This window comes from Paractinoplanes toevensis (assembly GCF_018332695.1).
Lineage (GTDB): Bacteria > Actinomycetota > Actinomycetes > Mycobacteriales > Micromonosporaceae > Actinoplanes > Actinoplanes toevensis.
This window is the reverse complement of sequence record NZ_BOQN01000010.1, coordinates 114,115-128,327: the sequence shown is the minus strand read 5'-3', so window position 1 is coordinate 128,327 and position 14,213 is coordinate 114,115. Positions and strand designations below refer to the sequence as shown.

Sequence of the window (14,213 nt, the reverse complement as noted above, 5' to 3'; positions counted from 1 at the left end):
GGTTTGCGGGGACGTGCGGTGCTTCGGTAACTGAAGAGCTATGCGGAACCAGTACCTGGACCTGCTTCGTGCCGTCGCGACCGTTCGAGTGGTGGTCTACCACTCGACCGGCTGGGCGGCACTGACCATCGCGTTCCCGGCCATGTCGGTGATGTTTGCCCTGGCCGGCTCGCTGATGGCGGCCTCCCTCGACAAGTATGGCCCGTGGGCCGTGGAGCGCCGCCTGCACCGGCTGCTGCCCTCGCTGTGGGTGATCGTCGGTGTCGCGGTGCCGGCCATGTTCGCGGCCGGGCTGGTCTGGGACTGGAAGGTGCTCCTCTGGGCCTTCCCGCTGGAGGACCCGCCGGCCACCGGCTTCTGGCTCGAGGGGCTCGCCGCGATGTGGTACCTGCGGGACTTCCTCTGGATGGTGCTCCTGTCGCCGCTGGCGCTGCCGCTGTTCCGCCGGGCGCCCCTCCTCTGCGTGGTGACGCCCTACGTGGCGCTGGCGGTGATGACCTTCGCCGGCATCAAGCCGCCGGCGGTGATCCACGACCTGGCCCTGTACGGCGGTGCCTGGCTGCTCGGCTTCGCCCACCACGACGGCATGCTGAAGCTGACCGCCCGCCGCTGGTGGCTGATCGGCGCGCTGGCGGTCGCCGGTGCCGCCTGGACGCTGACCCACCCGGGGCCGCGCGGTTTCGACCTGAACGACATCCCGCTCGGCAACGCCCTCTGGTCGGCCGCGTTCATCCTGGTCGCGCTGGGAGTGTCGCCGATGGTGCGGCCGCGCCGGGTGCTGACCGTGCTCAACGCGCGGGCCCTGACGATCTACCTGTGGCACGTACCGATCATCGTGGCGCTGTCGCACTTCGCGGCCTGGTCGGGCCTGCCGATCTTCGGCTGGGTCGGGATCAGCTGGCGTCTCGTGGTGGTGACGCTCGCCCTCACCGTCGTGGTGCTGGCGGTCGGCTGGGTCGAGGACTGGGCGGCCGGACGGCGGCCCCAGCTCGTGCCGGGTGTGTCCCGGCGGCGGATCCCGGTGTCGCCGGCGCCGGCCATGGCCACCACCCGGGTGTAGCCGCTCAGATCTTCGGAGTTCCGGTCGAAGTCATCGATGATGGAGACCACGCATCCGGTCGAGGCCCCGACGCTCGCGTCGGCCCATGAGGCGCTGCGGCGGCTGTACGGGCCGCACACCGAGGACCTGTGGAAGACGCTGCTGTTCAGCGCCGGGCTGACCGGGGCCGAGACCGACCCCGGATCGTTCGGGCGGATGGTCGTGTCGATGCAGGCCGCCGGCGGGGTCACCGGGCAGTGCGGGCGTTCGCTGGCGATGCGGGCCGCCGCCTACCAGCGGCTGGCCGCGGTCGTGGTCGTGGGTGCCTCCGGGGAGAGCGAGTGAACGACTTCCAACGGCTGGCGGCGCTGGCCGAGATCGACATCGACAACCCGGAGCTGCGCGGGAAGCTGGATGCGCTCGCCGAGCGGGCCGCCTCGCGGCTCGGGCGGCCGGTCGGGCTGATCAGCATGGTGCTGGACAGCTCGCAGTTCTTCGCCGGGTCGCACGGGCTCGAGGGGTGGCTGGCTGAGCTGGGCGGCACGCCGATCGAGTGGTCGTTCTGTGTGAACGCGGTGCGGTCGGGGCAGCCGTACGTCGTGCCGGACGCCCGGGCCGACCCGCTGCAGTCGTCGAATCCGCTGGTCTGCGCCGACGGGGTGCGCAGTTACGCGGGGGTGCCGATCGTGCTGGACGGTGAGGTGCTCGGGGCACACTGCGTCCTCGGTTACGCCCCGGGGGACTTCTCCCCGGCGGACCTCGAGGAGCTCCGCCGAGGGGCCGAGGAGATCGTCGCGCTGCTGGCCGAATATCGCCTGCCGGTTATCGCTCCCTGACGAGCAGCGGCTGAGCTACCTGGCCGATTTTTCCCAACATGTCGAACATCTCGCCCTCGGCCAGGCCCAGGCCGTCCTCCGAGACGATCGTGCGGGCGGCCAGGTGCACCCAGTCACCGGTGGGTTCCCGCAGCAGGGTCGCCGTCATGGTCGGCGGGATGGACAGCCACTTGTCGAACGGCAGGACCGCGGACAGCCCGTTCGCCGAGTCGGCCACGATGAGTGCGCGGTCCTGCCCGGTCAGCTCGACACCGTCGATCAGCGGGGTGCGCACCCGGCTCCACACGTGCGTCTCGCCCAACTCGTCGAGGCCGCCCCGGGTGCACCGCCACTCGATCGCCCGCCCGTAACCCCAGTCGCCGCCGAACCGGTCCTCCCGATCGGGCAGCAGCTCCGCCCGCTCGTCGCCGGAGGTCACCGGCGGGGGCGGCCCCGGCGCGATGTGCCAGGCCCGCGCGCTCACCGCGACCCGGCCGTCGATCACCATCCGGGCCTCGTTGAGCGCGGTCAGGCGGCCCGGTTTCACCTCGGACACCTCGACCTGGGACGTGCGGCGCGGGATGGGGCCGAGGAAATCCACCGAGAGCCGGGCCAGGCGCAGGCCGTCGAGGCGCATCACGTGCCCGAGCAGGGCGGCCGGCGGGCCACCGTGCTGCATCGCGCCGTCCCACGGGCTCTCGGTGAATTCGGTCGGTTCGTAACGGTCGTCACCGAGTGGTAGGTAAAAGCTCACGACGTCGAGGCTACGGTTATGTCCCCGCTCGTCACCCGTACGTCGATCACATTCTTTGCCGTGGCGTCGCTGGTCAGGCCGTTGAGGGTCTCGTCGCCGGAGCCGCTGTGCGACAGCACCTTGTACTTGCCCGGCGGCACCATCACCGCCATGTCGCCGCTGGTCGTCTGCGCGGTCACCGAGTTGGGCGCGGTCAGCTCCACCTCCACGTCACCGGAGGTGAGCTTGACGTCGACCGGGCCGGCCACCCGGGTCGCCCGGATGTCGCCGGAGGTGGTGTGCACCTTCACCGAACTCTTCGCGTCGACCACATCGATGTCGCCGGAGGTGGCCTGCACCGCGACCGCGCCGGTCGCGTTGGCCACCGTGACGTCACCGGAGGTCAGCTGCAGGTCGGTGGCGGCCACCCCGTCCACCCGGATGTCGCCGGAACGCTCCTTGCCGTGCACGTTCACCCCGGGCGGGGTCTGGATCTCATAGGACACCGAGCAGTTCGGACCGCACGACGTGTCGATGTTCAGCGTCGTGCCGTCCAGCCGGTAGGGGTTGCCCGGGTTGGTCGAGCGGTGGATCACCCGATGGATCGTGGTCTCGGTGACGTTCCCGGTGGTGATCACCACGTCGCCGCTGCCCCCGGTGAGCACGATGTCGGTGATCTTGGCCTTCTCGGTGTCGTCGTAGGTCATCTTCGCCCCGATCACACCGGCGCAGCCGGTCAGGGCGGTCGTCGACGCGGCGATGACGGCGAGGACTCCGGCGCGCCGGATCAGGGTGGAGGTCATGGCTCAGACGCTATTCGCGCGGGTTACCCCGGCACTATCCGTCCTCCCACTGAGCCACCCCGGAGATGACCCTGAGATCCGGGTCAGGGTATGTCGTACCCCCGGGGCAGAATGATTGCCGTGCCCACCGGATCCGGCTACCGCCGACAGCTCTACCGCGACGACGCGGTCGTCCTGCGCGTGCAGAAACTCGGCGAGAGCGACCGGATCATCACGCTGCTGACCCGCCGCAACGGCCGGCTGCGCGCGGTGGCCCGCGGCGTGCGGCGCACCAACTCCCGGTTCGGCGCCCGGCTCGAGCCGTTCGGCCACATCGACCTGCAGCTCGCCGGCTCGCCCGAGGGTGTCGGCAGCGCGCTGCACTCGGTCAGCCAGGTCGAGGCCGTCGCGCTCTACGGCAAGACGTTCCTCACCGACTACCCGCGTTACACGGCGGCCAGCGCCATCGCCGAGACCGCCGAGCGGCTCACCCCGGTCGAGCGGGAGCCGTCGCTGCGGCTGTTCCAGCTCACCCTGGGCGCGCTCAAGGCCCTCGCCGCCGGCGACCACGCCGGCCCCCTGGTCCTCGACGCCTACCTGCTGCGGGCCATGGCCACGGCCGGCTGGGCGCCCGCGATCAGCGAGTGCGCGGTCTGCGGCACCGCCGGCCGGCACGCGGCGTTCTCCGTCCCGGCCGGTGGCGCGGTCTGCCCCGACTGCCGCCCGCCCGGCGCCGCCCACCCGAGCCCGGCCACCCTCGGCCTGATGCGGGCGCTCACCGACGGCGACTGGCAGGTCGCCGACTCGTCCGAGTCGCCCATCCGCCGGGAGTGCAGCGGTCTGGTCGCCGCCCACCTGCAATGGCACATGGAGCGGGCGCTGCGCTCGCTGCCGCTGGTCGATCGACGGGAGAGTTCCTGATGCCGCGCCCACCCACCCCGCACCTGTCCGGGGTGCGCCCGCCCGAGCTGCCGAAAGCCGCGCTGCCGAAACACGTGGCGATCGTGATGGACGGCAACGGCCGCTGGGCCAAGGACCGCGGGCTGTCCCGCACCAAGGGCCACGAGCAGGGCGAGTTCTCCCTGTTCGACACCATCGAGGGCGCCATCGAGCTGGGCATCCCCTACCTCTCGGCCTACGCGTTCTCCACCGAGAACTGGAAGCGCTCACCCGAGGAGGTGCGCTTCCTGATGGGCTTCAACCGCGACGTGATCCGCCGCCGCCGCGACCAGCTGGTCGACCTGGGTGTGCGGGTGGTCTGGTCCGGGCGGGCCGGCCGGCTGTGGAAGAGCGTCATCTCCGAGCTGCAGACCGCCGAGGAGATGTCCAAGGACAACAAGACCCTCACCCTGCAGTTCTGCGTCAACTACGGCGGCCAGGCCGAGATCGCCGACGCGACCGCCGCCATCGCCCGCGACGTGGCGGCCGGCAAGCTCAAGGCCGACAAGATCACCGAGAAGACCATCGCGAAATACCTGTACCACCCCGAGGTCCCCGAGGTCGATCTCTTCCTGCGCCCGTCCGGCGAGCAGCGCACGTCCAATTTCCTGCTCTGGCAGACGGCGTACGCCGAACTGGTCTTCCTCGACACCCTCTGGCCCGACTTCGACCGCCGTCACCTGTGGTATGCGTGCGAGCTCTACGCCTCGCGGGACCGCCGGTTCGGCGGCGCCGTGCCCAACCCGGTCGCCCCCGCTACGTAGTGAGGATCCGCACCGTCGCGTCGGTGTCGGAAAGATCCGGGAGTACGGCGTGGGCGCCCGCGAGCACCAGGTCGGCCATCGTGGTCGACCCGGTCGCCACGCCCACCGCGAGGGCGCCGTTGGCCAGCGCGGCCGTCACGTCGTGCACCGTGTCACCGACCACCACCGGGGTGAACGACTCGCCGTACTTCGCCTCGGCGCGCTCCAGGCTCCGGCGGACCAGGGTGGCGCGCACCGCGTCGTCGGTGCCGTAACCACCCACCTCGGCGTCGAAGGAGCCGCTCAGCCCGAACGCGGCCACCTTCGCCGCCGCCACCTCCGGCACGTTGCCGGTGACCAGCGTCTGCACGACCCGCGGGTCGCCACCGAGGCGTTCCAGCACGTCCCGCACGCCGGGCATGAGCGCGCCCTGCTCGCCGAACTCGTGCTGGACCGCGCGCACGTGCTCGACGTACCGCACGAAGAAGACCTCCGGTGTGCAGTCGGTCACCCCGTGCCGGGCGAACACCTCGGCGCAGATGTCCATGTCCGTGCGCCCGCCGAAGATCGGCGTCTCCAGCCACGCCCGCCCGGTGAGCTCGGTGAAGGCTTTCATCCAGGCGCGGGCCGCCACCCCGCCGCCGCGCAGCAGGGTGTAGTCGATGTCCCACATGACCAGGCGTCTCACTCCCGCAGGGCCCGTTCGATGTGCTCGACCTTCGCGGTCAGCGCACCGGTGACTCCGGGCCGCACGTCCGCCTTGAGCGAGAGGCTGACCCGATGCCCGCCCTTGGCCACGGCTTCCACGGCCTCCTTCACCACCGCGAAGCATTCGTCCCACTCGCCCTCGATCGTGGTGAACATGGCGTCGGTCCGATTGGGCAGGCCCGAGGCCCGCACCACCCGCACGGCCTCGGCAACGAGATCTCCCACGGCTTCGCCGGACCCGATCGGCGTAACAGAAAACGCAACCAGCATGGGGCCATGGTTGCAGCACTGTCCCGGTGCGGCGCAACCCCGCGTCGACTTTTCCCGTTGACGGAGTGAGTACTCACTCCGTAGATTGAGGCGCATGACAGAGACATCGCCCCGGCGTCGAGCGCCGGGAATGAGCCCCGAGCGGCGGCGGGAAATGATCGTGGGGGCGGCCGTGCCGCTCCTGTTGGAGCACGGCGCCGGCGTCAGCACCCTGCAGATAGCGAAGGCCGCCGGGATCGGTGAGGCCACGATCTTCCGCGCCTTCACCGACAAGGACGAGTTGCTCGACGCCTGCGTGGCTGCCGTCCTGCGCAACGACCAGGTCCTGGCCGAGCTGGACGCCGTGCCGCTGGACCAGCCCCTCGCGGCCCGGCTGGTGGAGGCCGCCGCGACCCTGCGCGCCTACCTCGACCGGATGGGCGCGGTGATCGGCGCCGTGCACGCCGCGGGCCGTCGCACCGAGCGCCGCGCGCCCGCCACGGGTCGCCCCGCACCGGGCGGCGACGGCGGCGTGGGCGTGGGTCGCTCCGCACCGGGCCGCGTTGGTGACGCGGGCGTTGGCCGGGAGGAGGCGGCGGAGCGGACCCGGCAGGCGATCATGCGGCTTCTCGAGCCGGAGCGGGCGGCGCTCCGGCTGCCGGTCGAGCAGCTCACGGACATCTTTCTCGGCCTGCTGGTTCCCGGGCGAGGAATGCCGGGTGGGCCGCACGTCCCGACCGAAACCCTCGTCGACGTGTTCCTGCACGGCGTCGTCGCCGAAGTCGGGCCGGCCGCCTAGCTCAGCAGGTGCGGCTGCGCTTCCAGGCCAGGAACGCCCGCGGCTTGTCGGTGATGATGCCGGCCATTCCCGCGTACGACGACATGCGCTTCCACTCGGCCGCGTCGTTGACGGTCCACGAGTAGACCCGCAGGCCGCCGCCGGTCCACTTCGCCATCCGGGCGGCGGTGATCGCGTCCTTGTTCTTGATCAGGATGGACGCGTGGGCCTTCACCGTTGCCGGGTCCACGTCGCCCACGCCCTGCACCAATGCTCGCGCGTAGGTGGGCAACCGGGTCTTCGCCTCGTCCAGGGTGGCCGCGTCGAACGACGAGATCACCGGCAGCGGAGACGTGCCGGGGCGCGACTTCAGGGCGGCCTCCAGCGCCGACCACTGGGTCGCGTTCGGGTTGATCTTCAGCTCGACGAACGCGTACGCCGCATCGACGACCTGGTCGTTGATGAAGTCCCGCAGCGTCGGCACCGGCTGGTCGTCGTCGGTGCGCAGCTCGCTGAGCTCGGCGTAGGTGAAGTCGGCGACCGGGCCGCTGCCGTCGGTGGTGCGGTCCACCGTCTCGTCGTGCATGAGCACCGGAACGTTGTCCCGGGTGAACCGCACGTCCGTCTCCCAGAACCCGACCGTCTGGTTCGATGCGTCCCGGTACGCGTTGCGGCTGTTCTCCACGTATCGTTCGTTGCCGCCGCGGTGCGCCAGCGGCGACGGGGTCACGCACGCCGCGGCCGACGCCGACAGGCTGGTGCCGACGGCCACCCCGGCGGCAACGGCGCCGACCACAATGATCGATACGACTCTTCGATTCATCGCAGCATCATTGCATCGTCCCGCCAGTGCGGTTGCCCCGTCGAATAGGGTTCGCCCAGTGACGGATGCGGCAGCGGCGGGGACCTGGGTCCTGGGCGATCAGCGGGTCAATCGGATGGGCTTTGGATCGATGCGGCTCACCGTCGACCCCGATCCGGGCACGGCCGTCCGGGTGCTGCGGCGGGCCGTCGACCTCGGCGTCCAGCACATCGACACGGCTACGTTCTACTTCTCACCAGGCGGAATTCTGGACGCCGGCGACGGACCCGCCCGATACGCGACCGAGCTCATTCGGCGCGCTCTCAGCCCGTACGCGGAAAGTCTTTTGATCGGCACCAAGGTCGGACCGGGAATCCTGCCGGACGGCAGCTGGGGTGCGGCCCGCACCGCGGGCCAGCTGCGGTTCAGGTCGAGGAGAATCTGCGACGGCTCGGCCTGGACCGGCTCGGCCTGGTCAATCTACGGCGAGCGGGGAATCGCCTTCGTGCCGTTCTTCGCCATCGCCGGCCCGGGGAAGGAAAACGGCGCGAGCGCCGAACAGGATGCGGTGGTCGAGGCGGTGGCGGCCCGGCACGGGGTTACGGCCCATCAGGTACGCCTCGCGTGGACGCTGCACCAGGGGGGCGCACGTGCTCGCCATTCCGGGCACCGGCAGCGAACGGCATCTGGAGGCGAATGTCGCGGCGGCCGTGATTCGGCTCACCGATAGCGACCTGTCCGAACTGTTCGCCGTCCGGTCATGAGATCGACAGAGAGCGTTGAGGTCACCCCGCGAATGTGTCGACGGAACCGCATGAGTCGATCTTTCGTCGGGAGCACACCAACATGGGTCACGGCCACGATCACGATCACGACCACCCGCAGATCAGTGCCGCCGGTGGCCTTCCGGCGGCGGAGGACCTGAGCATCCCGGACAGCGAACTGTCGCCGTCCGACGTGTCCCGCCGCGGCTTCCTGCGCGGTGCGGGCCTGCTCGGCGCCGGTGCCGCCGCGTCCGTGCTGGCCGCACCCGGTGCGGCCGAGGCCGCCGGCCTGTCGCACGCGCACGGCCCGATCGGCGGTGGCGCCGACAAGGGCGGGTTCCAGTGGCTCGCCGGTGACCACCACATCCACACCCAGTACAGCTCGGATGCCCAGTACCGGGTTCTCGACCAGGCCAAGCACGGTCACGCCTACGGCCTCGACTGGCTGGTCATCACCGACCACGGCAGCAACGAACACGCCAAGATCGGTGTGGAGAAGGTCAACCCGGATATCCGCAAGACCCGCGAAGAGCTCAAGGGCCTGCTCACCTTCCAGGGTCTGGAGTGGAACATCCCGGCCGCCGAACACGCCACCGTGTTCGTGCACCCGGGCAAGAACGAGGTGGCCGTTCTCAAGCAGTTCGAGCAGACCTACGACGGCTCGCAACTGCCGGCCACCAACACCGAGGCGCAGAACGAGGCCGCCGCGATCGCCGGCATCAAGTTCCTCGCCTCGCAGGTGAAGGCCCGCAAGGTCGAAGGCGCGCTGTTCCTCGCCAACCACCCCGCCCGCCGCGGCATCGACTCGCCGCACGAGATCCGCAACTGGCGCGACGCCGACCCCAGCGTCGCCATCGGCTTCGAAGGCGCGCCCGGCCACCAGGCCGCCGGCATTCCCATCGCGTACGGCCGGGGCGGCGCCCGTGGCTACTACGACAACAACCCGTCCGCCGCCTCCTACGCCGGTTACCCGCTCGAGAGCTACCGCACCTGGGGCGGCTTCGACTGGATGACCGCCACCGTCGGCGGGCTCTGGGACAGCCTCCTCGCCGAGGGCAAGGCCTGGTGGATCACCGTCAACTCGGACTCCCACGTCAACTACCTGGACCAGTCGGAGCGCGGCCCGGGCAGCGACTTCGCCGCCAACGGCAAGTACAACGACCCCGTCTACAGCGGCAAGACGCTGACCACCGCCGGTGACTTCTGGCCCGGCTACTACGGCCGCACCAACGTCGGCGCCACGTCGTTCGCGTACAAGGCGGTCATGGACGGCCTGCGGGCCGGCCGCGTCTGGGTCGACCACGGCCGGCTGATCAAGGGTCTGGACGCCCGGGTCCGGGTCGCCGGCGACCGCCGCGGCAGCACCGGCACCCCGCTCGGCGGCGTCGCGCAGGTCAAGCGCGGCACCTCGACCGAACTGACCCTCGAGATCGACCTGCAGGACGTGCCGAACTTCGCCGCGTTCGTACCCGTACTCAAGCGGGTCGACGTGATCGTCGGCACGGTCACCGGCCCGGTCGCCGACAAGGACACCTTCAAGGCGCCCGACACCAAGGTGGTCAAGTCGTTCGAGATCTCGGCCGGCGCCAGGAGCGTCACGCTGACCCACTCGCTCGGCCGCCTCGACAAGCCGTTCTACGTGCGCGTCCGCGGCACCGACGGCAACCGCACCCAGCCCGGCCTGATGGGCGCCGCGGTCGACCCGTACGGTCCGAAGCTGGATGTTGTCGGCGACGCCGACCCGTGGGGTGACCTGTGGTTCTACACCAACCCGATCTGGGTCCTGCCGCGGTGACCGTGTACCGCTCGGTGACCGCCTCCGGTGTCAGCCTCGGTCACCCCGACCTGGCCTCGGCGGACCACTGGATCCTCTCGCTGGATCCACCGCCTCGGCTGGCCTGCACCCACCTGGTGACCACGCCGCACCGGCACGTGGCGATCAGCCTCACCACCACCGGGACCCACGAGACCGCGCCCGAACTGCAGGCCGCGGCCGACGCGGCGGCCGACGGCAGGTTCGGTCGCGCGGTCCTCTTCCCCGGTGTGGAGAAGCTGACCGGCACCCTCACCGTCGCCTCGATCCTCGAGGTCAGTGCCATCGACCGGGTCGAAGTGCTCGGCTCGGGCGTCGCGGCCGGCGACGACCGGGTCGACACCCGCGACTTCGTCCGCCCCCAGTTCCGGGACGGCGAACTGGTCCTCACCACCACCCCGGCAGCCGGCGGCGTCCTGGTCCCGTTCGAAACGCGGGATCCCACCCCCTGCTGCGCGAACCACTGACCCCTAAGCCGGGCCGGTGTCTCTCCACGCAAAACTGGCGCAGGCGGGCGGCGGGGTGCTGCTCTTCGGCATCACCCCGCCGCATCGCTTTGATCCTTTACGATACGTGCCACATCGATCTCCGGAGGAAACGTGGCACGGGCGTGGCGTACTGCCTTGACGGTCACGGCGCTGGTGACCGCACTGGTCGCCGGCGTCGGTTCGGCACCCGCACATGCGGCCGAGTCGCCGGTGGTGAGCCTGGGCCTCACGCCCGGACAGCGGATCAGCAAGACCGTGGTCGTCAGGCCGGTCATCGCCGACGGCGCCGACGTCACTCGCATCCTGCTGTACGCCAACGGGCAGCCCGTCGCCTCGGACGTCTCGGCGCCGTGGTCGCTCCTGTGGGCCACCGCCGGCATCGTCGACCAGGACGTCCGCGTCGACTTGGGCCTCCTCGACTCCAGCGGCACCTGGACGCGTAGCGAGCCGGTGAGGGTACGGGTCGACAACTACGCGCCGCTGGCCGACTTCCCGTGGCCCAGCAGCACGTACGCGAACCAGCTCAACAGTTTCACCGGCGTCAAGGAGTTCAACCTGACGCCCCGTCAGGATCCTGAGACGGTCGCCCGGATCGACCTTCTGAGCGACGGCCATGTGATCGACTCCGCGACCATGGCGCCGTGGACCGTCACCTGGGATACCGGCGGTTCCGCAGGCTTGGTGACCCTCCAGTCCCGGACCTTCGATGACCTCGGAAATGTCACCACGAACCAGGTGTACGCGCACGTGGACAACACGCCGCCCACCCTGGCCGTCGGTTTCGACCAGGTGGACGGTTACGTCAGCCGGACCGGCGGGATCCTCGTCGACTCCCAGGACCCGGCTCTGGTCGACCGGGTTGAGCTGCTGGTCAACGGCAAGCTGATCCGTACCGATCGGTCGATCTGCTGCAACGGCTTCGGGGCCGTCCGTCTCGGGTGGGACGCCACCGCGGTCAACGGCCCGGCAACCATGACGGTCCGCTCCTACGACTCCCTCGGCAACGTCGCGGAGTACACCCGCTCGGTGATGGTCGACAACGACGGCCCAGCGATCACGTTCGGTCCCGCGGCGAACGCCTATGTGCGCGGTACCTTTACGGCCGCGGTCAGCAGCGTCAAAGACGCTACCGGCCTGATCTACATGAGCGGCTATCTCGGTGAGCTCGCCTACACCCATCGAGCGCCGTGGAGTGTCCGGCTCGACAGCCGTCGCGTCGGCGACGGACGCCGCACCCTCCGGGTGGACGTCATGGACAAGGCGGGCAATGTCACCACTGCCGGCCACACGATCACGATCGACAACACGCCGCCCTCGGTGAAGTTCGTGCAGGCGCCGAAGAACGGGGCGAAGGTGACCAAGAAAGTCAAGGTCACCGCCGCGGCCTCGGACAGGTTCGGCATAGCCCGAGTGCAACTGCTGGTCAACGGCAAGGTGGTCGCCTCTGACACGCGAGTGGCGTACGTCTTCACGATGAACCCGAAGAGCTACGGGAAGAAGTTCACCGTGCAGGTACGCGCCTACGACAAAGCCGGCAACGCCAAGTACACACCCAAGCGCACCTACCGCCGCTGACGCCGCGACGCGGCCCGGGAAAGCCGGTGAGCATGCGCAGGTCTTAGACGCCCGCGGCGAGCTCGATCAGCTGGCGCCGGCAGGCTTGGGCGGCGGCGGGCAGGCGGTGGTCGCGGTGGTGGATGACGGCTATGTCCGGGTGCGGCGGGGAGGGGCGTAGCTGCCGTATCGCTACGGCCGGGCCGGGTCGCTCGGCGGCCGTGCGGGCCAGCAGCGCCACGCCGAGGCCGGCGGCGACCAGATCGCGGATGCTTGCCGGGGTGGCCGTCTCGAACGGGACGTGCGGTTCGAAGCCGGCGGCGTGGGCGGCGTCGTCGAGGATGGCGCGAAGACCGCTGCCGGGTGGCAGGCAGACGAACGGTTCGTCGCGCAGCTGGGCCGGCGGGAGGGCGGCACCACCGGCGAGGCGGTGACCGGGCGGGACGATCAGCACCAGCTGCTCGCGGGCGATGCGGTGCGCGGAGAAACGGGACGGCAGGTCGGCGTGCGCCGGGCCGACGACCAGGTCGACGGTGCCCGCGTCCAGTTCGGCGAGCAGGGCCGCGATCAGGCCGGAGCGCAGGTTCAGCGTCACCCCCGGGAAACGGGTGTGGAACCGGGACAGTGCCCCGGGCAGGTCGAATCCGCCGAGCACCGCGGTCGCGCCGAGGGTGACCCGGCCGGTGAGCACGGCGGCGAGATCGGCCAGGTCGTGGCGGGCGCCGTCGATCTCGTCCAGGGCGCGCCGGCTGCGGGCCAGGAGCATCTCGCCGGCCTGGGTCAGTGAGACCCGGCGGGTGGTGCGGGTGAACAGCTCGGCGCCCAGCTCCGACTCCAATGCCCGGATCTGCGCGGACACCGCCGACTGGGCGACGTGCAACTGCTCGGCGGCCCGGGTGAAGCCGCCGAGCCGGGCGACCGCCTCGAAGTAGGTGAGTTGGCGCAGCTCCACGGATTCATCTTCAGCGCAGATGAATGGCAGCGCAACTGTGTCTTGGACATCTCAATGTGGGCGGGTCAGGCTCGAGTCATGGAACAGCGCAAGCTCGGAAACTTGACCACTTCCGCGATCGGGCTCGGCTGCATGGGCTTCTCCCAGGCGTACGGGCCGGCCGACGACGACGAGTCGATCGCCGTCATCGGTGACGCTCTCGACCACGGCATCACCCTGATCGACACCGCGATGAGTTACGGCCAGGGCCACAACGAGCGCCTGGTCGGCCGGGCCATCGCCGGCCGCCGCGAGGAAGTGGTGCTGGCTACCAAGTTCGGCATCGTGCGGGGCGCGGACGGGATCCGGCTCGACGGCCGCCCGGAGAACGTGCGCGGCTACTGCGACGCCTCCCTGGAGCGGCTCGGCGTCGACACGATCGACCTCTACTACCTGCACCGGGTCGACCCCGAGGTGCCGATCGGCGAGACGATCGGGGCCATGGCCGAGCTGGTGGCCGCGGGCAAGGTCCGCCACCTCGGCGTCTCCGAGGCCAACCCGGTGCAACTGGAGCAGGCGGCCGCGGTGCACCCGATCGCGGCCGTCCAGTTCGAGTGGTCGCTGGCCTGGCGGGAACCGGAGGACGACGTGGTGCCGGCCGCGCGGCGCCTGGGTATCGGCCTGGTCCCGTACAGTCCGCTGGGCCGTGGCCTGCTCACCGGTGCCCTGCCGGCCGAGCCGTTTCCGGAGGGCGATTTCCGGCGGGCCGATCCGCGGTTCGGCGGCGAGCACCTGGCCGCCAACCTCGAGCTGGTGCGGGCGCTGGCCGCGAGCGCCGAGGAGCGTGGCCGCACGCCGGGGCAGATGGCGCTGGCCTGGCTGCTGGCGCAGGGCGACGACGTGGTGCCGATCCCGGGCACCCGCAGCCGGACCCGGCTGGCCGAGAACGCCGCCGCGGTCGGCGTCGCCGTCGACGCGGACGCCATCGTGCCGCGCGGGGCATGGCAAGGCGACCGCACCTCCTTCGCGGCGCGCGGCACGGCCCGCACGAAATGACGCGCGCGGCGCCGGCTCG

General features: G+C 70.7%; 17 protein-coding genes. 11 read left to right on the top strand and 6 right to left on the bottom strand.

Annotated elements, in window-relative coordinates; all coding sequences use genetic code 11:
* The first annotated feature begins 40 nt into the window (after positions 1-40).
* The 3 genes from Ato02nite_RS04090 to Ato02nite_RS04080 are packed head-to-tail and all read left to right on the top strand — an operon-like array spanning position 41 to position 1,875.
* Positions 41-1,060, top strand: coding sequence for an acyltransferase family protein (locus Ato02nite_RS04090; RefSeq protein ID WP_213004989.1), 1,020 nt, complete (start codon positions 41-43; stop codon positions 1,058-1,060).
* Between the two features lie 36 nt (positions 1,061-1,096).
* Complete coding sequence (locus tag Ato02nite_RS04085; protein WP_213004988.1) at positions 1,097-1,384, top strand: hypothetical protein; 288 nt, start codon at positions 1,097-1,099, stop codon at positions 1,382-1,384.
* Positions 1,381-1,875, top strand: a complete 495-nt coding sequence (locus Ato02nite_RS04080) for a GAF domain-containing protein (protein WP_213004987.1) — start codon at positions 1,381-1,383, stop codon at positions 1,873-1,875. Before Ato02nite_RS04085 ends, Ato02nite_RS04080 begins: the two co-directional genes overlap by 4 nt.
* Here Ato02nite_RS04080 and Ato02nite_RS04075 read toward each other — a convergent pair.
* Together Ato02nite_RS04075 and Ato02nite_RS04070 are read right to left on the bottom strand one after the other, a co-directional pair.
* On the bottom strand, positions 1,862-2,608 hold the full coding sequence (locus Ato02nite_RS04075; protein WP_213004986.1) for a thioesterase family protein: 747 nt from the start codon (positions 2,606-2,608) through the stop codon (positions 1,862-1,864). The two genes, Ato02nite_RS04080 and Ato02nite_RS04075, sit on opposite strands and share 14 nt — an antisense overlap.
* A complete protein-coding gene (locus Ato02nite_RS04070) occupies positions 2,605-3,390 on the bottom strand; it encodes a DUF4097 family beta strand repeat-containing protein (protein ID WP_213004985.1) in 786 nt (261 codons plus the stop codon). The genes Ato02nite_RS04075 and Ato02nite_RS04070 overlap by 4 nt, the downstream gene beginning before the upstream one ends.
* A 111-nt stretch (positions 3,391-3,501) precedes the next feature.
* Here Ato02nite_RS04070 and recO point away from each other — a divergent pair, with 111 nt between their 5' ends.
* Positions 3,502-4,290 carry a DNA repair protein RecO gene (recO, locus tag Ato02nite_RS04065; protein ID WP_213004984.1) on the top strand — a complete coding sequence of 263 codons (789 nt, stop codon included), beginning with the start codon at positions 3,502-3,504 and terminating at the stop codon, positions 4,288-4,290.
* Positions 4,290-5,072: an isoprenyl transferase gene (locus Ato02nite_RS04060; protein WP_213004983.1), complete on the top strand. Its 783-nt coding sequence runs from the start codon at positions 4,290-4,292 to the stop codon at positions 5,070-5,072. Before recO ends, Ato02nite_RS04060 begins: the two co-directional genes overlap by 1 nt.
* Here Ato02nite_RS04060 and Ato02nite_RS04055 read toward each other — a convergent pair.
* Together Ato02nite_RS04055 and Ato02nite_RS04050 are read right to left on the bottom strand one after the other, a co-directional pair.
* On the bottom strand, positions 5,065-5,739 hold the full coding sequence (locus tag Ato02nite_RS04055; protein ID WP_246606050.1) for a haloacid dehalogenase-like hydrolase: 675 nt from the start codon (positions 5,737-5,739) through the stop codon (positions 5,065-5,067). The genes Ato02nite_RS04060 and Ato02nite_RS04055 overlap by 8 nt on opposite strands.
* Complete coding sequence (locus tag Ato02nite_RS04050) at positions 5,736-6,029, bottom strand: MTH1187 family thiamine-binding protein (protein WP_213004982.1); 294 nt, start codon at positions 6,027-6,029, stop codon at positions 5,736-5,738. The genes Ato02nite_RS04055 and Ato02nite_RS04050 overlap by 4 nt, the downstream gene beginning before the upstream one ends.
* A 94-nt stretch (positions 6,030-6,123) precedes the next feature.
* On the opposite strand from Ato02nite_RS04050, the gene Ato02nite_RS04045 reads away from it, so the two are divergent.
* Positions 6,124-6,807, top strand: coding sequence for a TetR/AcrR family transcriptional regulator (locus Ato02nite_RS04045; protein ID WP_213004981.1), 684 nt, complete (start codon positions 6,124-6,126; stop codon positions 6,805-6,807).
* Between the two features lies 1 nt (position 6,808).
* Here Ato02nite_RS04045 and Ato02nite_RS04040 read toward each other — a convergent pair whose 3' ends face one another.
* Positions 6,809-7,609, bottom strand: coding sequence for a glycerophosphodiester phosphodiesterase (locus Ato02nite_RS04040; RefSeq protein WP_213004980.1), 801 nt, complete (start codon positions 7,607-7,609; stop codon positions 6,809-6,811).
* A 58-nt stretch (positions 7,610-7,667) separates the two neighbouring features.
* On the opposite strand from Ato02nite_RS04040, the gene Ato02nite_RS04035 reads away from it, so the two are divergent.
* The 4 genes from Ato02nite_RS04035 (at position 7,668) to Ato02nite_RS04020 (ending at position 12,228) form a co-directional block, all read left to right on the top strand.
* Positions 7,668-8,318: an aldo/keto reductase gene (locus Ato02nite_RS04035; protein ID WP_307853577.1), complete on the top strand. Its 651-nt coding sequence runs from the start codon at positions 7,668-7,670 to the stop codon at positions 8,316-8,318.
* Positions 8,319-8,434: 116 nt separating this feature from the next.
* Positions 8,435-10,147, top strand: coding sequence for a histidinol-phosphatase (locus Ato02nite_RS04030; RefSeq protein WP_213004979.1), 1,713 nt, complete (start codon positions 8,435-8,437; stop codon positions 10,145-10,147).
* Complete coding sequence (locus Ato02nite_RS04025; protein ID WP_246606048.1) at positions 10,144-10,632, top strand: hypothetical protein; 489 nt, start codon at positions 10,144-10,146, stop codon at positions 10,630-10,632. Before Ato02nite_RS04030 ends, Ato02nite_RS04025 begins: the two co-directional genes overlap by 4 nt.
* Positions 10,633-10,788: 156 nt before the next feature.
* Positions 10,789-12,228, top strand: a complete 1,440-nt coding sequence (locus Ato02nite_RS04020) for an Ig-like domain-containing protein (protein WP_213004978.1) — start codon at positions 10,789-10,791, stop codon at positions 12,226-12,228.
* Between the two features lie 43 nt (positions 12,229-12,271).
* Here the strand turns inward: Ato02nite_RS04020 and Ato02nite_RS04015 are convergent, their stop codons facing one another.
* The gene (locus Ato02nite_RS04015) at positions 12,272-13,159 is read right to left on the bottom strand and encodes a LysR family transcriptional regulator (RefSeq protein ID WP_213004977.1); all 888 of its coding nucleotides are present in this window, start codon (positions 13,157-13,159) and stop codon (positions 12,272-12,274) included.
* 78 nt (positions 13,160-13,237) lie between these two features.
* Here Ato02nite_RS04015 and Ato02nite_RS04010 point away from each other — a divergent pair, with 78 nt between their 5' ends.
* Complete coding sequence (locus Ato02nite_RS04010) at positions 13,238-14,194, top strand: aldo/keto reductase (protein WP_438873009.1); 957 nt, start codon at positions 13,238-13,240, stop codon at positions 14,192-14,194.
* Positions 14,195-14,213 lie beyond the last annotated feature (19 nt).

Excerpts from the sequence above, each read along its gene's own strand:
- Ato02nite_RS04045 (WP_213004981.1), top strand. The coding sequence starts at position 6,124 with ATGACAGAGACATCGCCCCGGCGTCGAGCGCCGGGAATGAGCCCCGAG.
- Ato02nite_RS04070 (WP_213004985.1), bottom strand. The coding sequence starts at position 3,390 with ATGACCTCCACCCTGATCCGGCGCGCCGGAGTCCTCGCCGTCATCGCC.
- Ato02nite_RS04030 (WP_213004979.1), top strand. The coding sequence starts at position 8,435 with ATGGGTCACGGCCACGATCACGATCACGACCACCCGCAGATCAGTGCC.
- Ato02nite_RS04040 (WP_213004980.1), bottom strand. The coding sequence starts at position 7,609 with ATGAATCGAAGAGTCGTATCGATCATTGTGGTCGGCGCCGTTGCCGCC.
- Ato02nite_RS04090 (WP_213004989.1), top strand. The coding sequence starts at position 41 with ATGCGGAACCAGTACCTGGACCTGCTTCGTGCCGTCGCGACCGTTCGA.
- Ato02nite_RS04050 (WP_213004982.1), bottom strand. The coding sequence starts at position 6,029 with ATGCTGGTTGCGTTTTCTGTTACGCCGATCGGGTCCGGCGAAGCCGTG.
- Ato02nite_RS04060 (WP_213004983.1), top strand. The coding sequence starts at position 4,290 with ATGCCGCGCCCACCCACCCCGCACCTGTCCGGGGTGCGCCCGCCCGAG.
- Ato02nite_RS04010 (WP_438873009.1), top strand. The coding sequence starts at position 13,238 with ATGGAACAGCGCAAGCTCGGAAACTTGACCACTTCCGCGATCGGGCTC.
- Ato02nite_RS04085 (WP_213004988.1), top strand. The coding sequence starts at position 1,097 with ATGATGGAGACCACGCATCCGGTCGAGGCCCCGACGCTCGCGTCGGCC.
- recO (WP_213004984.1), top strand. The coding sequence starts at position 3,502 with ATGATTGCCGTGCCCACCGGATCCGGCTACCGCCGACAGCTCTACCGC.